Source organism: Actinokineospora sp., assembly GCF_050699995.1.
Taxonomy (GTDB): domain Bacteria; phylum Actinomycetota; class Actinomycetes; order Mycobacteriales; family Pseudonocardiaceae; genus Actinokineospora.
Map to the genome: position 1 here is coordinate 1 of NZ_JBOHGC010000401.1, position 2,648 is coordinate 2,648.

2 protein-coding genes and 1 pseudogene are annotated in these 2,648 nt (G+C 67.2%); 2 read left to right on the forward strand and 1 reads right to left on the reverse strand.

Annotated features, from left to right (window positions below):
* Positions 1–436 precede the first annotated feature (436 nt).
* A pseudogene (locus tag ACRDSQ_RS20005) lies at positions 437–637 on the forward strand (FAD-dependent oxidoreductase); the annotation flags it as partial.
* A gap of 22 nt (positions 638–659) precedes the next feature.
* Here the strand turns inward: ACRDSQ_RS20005 and ACRDSQ_RS20010 are convergent.
* The gene (locus tag ACRDSQ_RS20010; protein WP_431423156.1) at positions 660–1,568 is read right to left on the reverse strand and encodes a hypothetical protein; all 909 of its coding nucleotides are present in this window, start codon (positions 1,566–1,568) and stop codon (positions 660–662) included.
* Positions 1,569–1,967: 399 nt separating this feature from the next.
* On the opposite strand from ACRDSQ_RS20010, the gene ACRDSQ_RS20015 reads away from it, so the two are divergent.
* Positions 1,968–2,285: a dihydrofolate reductase family protein gene (locus ACRDSQ_RS20015; RefSeq protein WP_431423157.1), complete on the forward strand. Its 318-nt coding sequence runs from the start codon at positions 1,968–1,970 to the stop codon at positions 2,283–2,285.
* Positions 2,286–2,648: the final 363 nt, after the last annotated feature.

Consider the following 2,648-nt stretch of genomic DNA (forward strand, 5'->3'; position numbering starts at 1 on the left):
GGGCAGGGGCGCCCCTGCCCACCGGAGTGTTGTCCGGCGTTGAAGGTGAGCATGTCTCGCCGGGCTGGTTCACGATCGGCTCCTTGTCGACCACTGGACCGCGATCTTCTCCAAGGTCGCGCGCGCAGGAACTGCAGGGACGAGGTTCACGTGGAGGGAGGCGAGGTCGTCGTCCCGGCCCGTGAGGAACAAGTCCGCGAAAGTGGCGGTAAGGGGCTGGTGCTGGACTGTTTGGGCAGGTCCGCGATCATGTCGCCGTGATTGGTCATGGTGTGGACGGCTACGGCCGGCCGAACCCGAAGTGCACAATCCGAACGTCGTGGATCACATCACCCTGTTGAGCAGCGACATCAATGCTGATCCGATACATGGCGAGGACACGGAAGACGACGCGACCGAGATGTGACGCCTTCGCGCTGAGCCTGAACGCGCTCGTCGCGGGCTGTTGCTCGACCAAACCGGCGGCCTCTCGGTGGCGGGCTGGGCAGACCGGGTCGATCACGTCGCCGATGTCAGCGAGGAACTGGACGTACCCGCCGCACTGCTGCGCCTGGACGGCCACGTCGCCTGGGTCGGTGACGACCAGCAGGCCCTCCTCAGCCACCTCCCCAAGTGGTTCGGCACCGCCGCCACCTGAATGGAGCCCACCCGCTCACGCGTCATGGCCTGCTCACGCGGGATGGCGTCTCATCTTCTGCCTGAACGGCGGATGCGGCTTTCCGCAGCCCGGCAGCGTCGGCTTCAGCGAGAGCCGCGCGCTCCAGGGCGGCACCCAGTTTCTGATGCAGCTCGGCGACAGCGTCTTGGTGCTCGCGGGTAAGGGTCGACAACCGAGTCTCCGCGCGGGTGGTGAGCCGGTCGAGTTCGGTTCGGTGTCGCTCCTCCGCCCGGCCAAGCTCGGCACGGACCGCGGCGGTATCGGCGCGTGCGGCTTCGAGAGCGGCCTCAGCGCGCCCCAAAGCCTTGGTGGAAGCACCCCGATCATCGACCAGCCGCTGCTCCAACCCCGCCAATTCCGCGCGAACCGACGCCAGTTCCTGACCAGCCGCCGCAGCAGCCTGTAGAGCGGTGTGCTCGCGCTGGGCGGAATCGCGGGCTCGATGCTCGGCTTGCTCAGCCCGCTCGTGTTCAGCATCGCGGCGGGACTCAGCGCGGGCCTGTTTCAGCTCAGCGGCCCGCGCCTTCGCCACGGCCTCATCGCGAGCGTGTTCAGCCGCCAGCCGGGCGGCCTGATGCTCCTCAGCGAGCTCCCGCGACGAGACCGCGGCCTGTTCGGACTCGGTGGCCTGACGTTCAGCCTGCTCCCGAAGCCCCCGATCCTCAGCGGCCGCCTTGTCCGAGGACTCCACCGCCGACAGTGCGGAGGTCACCTCGGTGTCCAAGCGCGCCACAACCTGCTCCAGAACCCCCTTGAGCGCATCGGCGGGCGCGATGACCCGCTCGACGTGCTCACGAACGTCGGTGGCGAACCCGCCCAGCGCCAGCGTCCCCGGGTCCACGCCCAGCGCCGCTCGCAGCGAGCTTTCCGCCCCCGCCAACTGCTTGCACGTGGTGTTTCCCGACCACACCCGGTCCGGGCAGAACTCGTACGGGCGCCCGCCTCGCGGTCCCGGCGGGGGGAGCGGGTTGCGGCACCGACTGAACCCACACAAAGCGTTTCCATCCGACCCTGGCTGCATGTTCCCAACCCTAGTTGATCAGATATATAACCGCCAACCACGGTTGTAGATATCTAATCGAAACCCTAGTTACCTACGAAACAGACCTTTCGTTGGTAACCCGGAGAGTGTCGGTGAGCGGTGGCACGATGCGGGGGAGTCAGGCCCAAACCGGGCCGAAAACTGGGGAGAACCACCGATGGCGAGACTGAGGGTCCACAACTACGCGATCTCACTCGACGGCTACGGGGCCGGACCGGAGCAGAGCGCCCAGGACCCGCTGGGCGTGCGTGGCGAAGAACTGCACGAGTGGGTCTTCGCCGAGGGCCGATCACCATGGAGGGCGGGACCACGTTCCACTTCGTCGACGACGGCATCGAGTCCGCGCTGGCTAAGGCGGTCGACGCCGCGAACGGTCAGGACGTGCGGCTCGGCGGCGGCGCGTCCACGGTCCGGCAGTACCTGCGGGCCGGGCTGGTCGACGAGATGCACCTGGCGGTGGTGCCCGTGCTGCTCGGCGCGGGGGAGCGGATCTTCGAGGACGGGATCACCGACTTCGAGTGCGCCGAGTCGATCACCGTCGGCTCAGTCGCCCACATGCGCATGGTGAAGACGGGGTCCCCGTAGTACTCGCCGAAAACGGGCGGATATGGCTGACCCAGCGTTGGTCTAGCAAGGAGAGGCGGGCGAGAGGTTTCCGAGCCCACCACATCGGAACGAGTTCCAAGCTGACAAGGGTGGCTCTGAACCCGAGTTGATCACGCAGGAGGATGACGACGCCGTTGCCGTTGCCCCGATTGAGGTCGTGTGTGCTGGACTTGTCGCGCTGGGTCGCGGTGAGCGGTGTGTCCACGAACGTTGCCAGGCTCTCGACAACGTTCATGGACACAGCACTAGCGCCTGTCTCGAAGTGCGGGCACACGCCAGCCGCGCCGGATGCGGCCCCTGGCGGCACGGCCGGATACGCCCGAATACACCCGGTATGAGTGG